Origin of the sequence: Leptospira saintgironsiae, assembly GCF_002811765.1 — a bacterium.
Classification (GTDB): Bacteria; Spirochaetota; Leptospiria; order Leptospirales; family Leptospiraceae; genus Leptospira_B; species Leptospira_B saintgironsiae.
In genome coordinates this window covers 1-1,021 of the sequence record NZ_NPDR01000032.1, presented here as the reverse complement: position 1 = coordinate 1,021, position 1,021 = coordinate 1, and the positions used below count along the sequence as shown (strand labels likewise).

The following is a 1,021-nucleotide window of genomic DNA, read 5'->3' as shown; positions in this document are numbered from 1 at the left end:
CTAACGACCAAGGCTTGACGACGTTTCGCGAGTGCGCAAGCACTTGGCGCGAGGCTTGCGAAAGCAAGACGAGTGACAAAGCGAAATGTGCCGGAGGCCAAGCGAGAGTTGCGAAGCAAACTCGAAGCGCAGCGTCAGAGCCGACAGTTAGTCGACGTATGGCTTTATTTTATTGAATTTGTTGACAACTGATTCGAATAGAAATTTCAAAATATAGAACAAAAAGGCCGATGCTACTAAAAATACTGCCATAAAAATAATGCTATCAACTAAAGCCCTCACCCAGTAATTAAATATTTCGTTTTCAGATAAAATCAAACCTCTGCATAAATTGAAAGGTGAAATTAACATATCTGTACAATAAGAAGAGATAAGCGAAAGGCATAATGGGAAAAAAAGCAGAATTAATATAGGAAAAAGGAAATAACCTACTATCTCAAAAATACCCTCCGAAATTTCAGTTTCCTCAGGAGAATCCGAATCATTAATCAATTGTTTTAACGAATTTGTTTCCTCTGTCAAAGGAATCACTCGGCCACTAATAAGCTCTTCTGTCTCTTTGGCTGAGAGTATTAGGTTCTCTTCTTGCGAATTCTCAATATTACTCCAACCTACCAAGGCGAGTATTAATAAATTAATGCAAACATAACCGACAAACGTATTTCTAAAAAAAAGATTCTTAATTCTTTTTATGAACTTCCCAAGAGCAAGGCAAAATAATAGTGATATAAAAAGATTAAGGTATTTCGCGTTTATATAATTTATTGTTTTAACCTTATGTATATTTTGATTCTTATCCATTATTCCTGAAACATCAACACACTGAGTTCTCACGGTGACAAATGGAAATCCAAGCTCTAATGGTCCAGAATCTATTTCAAATCTCATTAGACCGAATAGTGAAAAAAAGCAGAGAAAAGGAACGAAAATAAGCGAATAGACATTTCTTTGGAGATAGATTAGCATTTCAATAATTCTAACGAGAGTATATTTTAAGCCATATGTCGACTAACGACCAAGG

General features: G+C 35.7%; 1 protein-coding gene. It reads right to left on the bottom strand.

Features of this window, described 5'->3' with window-relative positions:
• Positions 1–147: 147 nt before the first annotated feature.
• Complete coding sequence (locus tag CH362_RS19085; protein ID WP_125169744.1) at positions 148–888, bottom strand: hypothetical protein; 741 nt, start codon at positions 886–888, stop codon at positions 148–150.
• Between the last annotated feature and the right edge of the window lie 133 nt (positions 889–1,021).

Coding starts and splice junctions, on each gene's coding strand:
- CH362_RS19085 (WP_125169744.1), bottom strand. CDS start 888: ATGAGATTTGAAATAGATTCTGGACCATTAGAGCTTGGATTTCCATTT.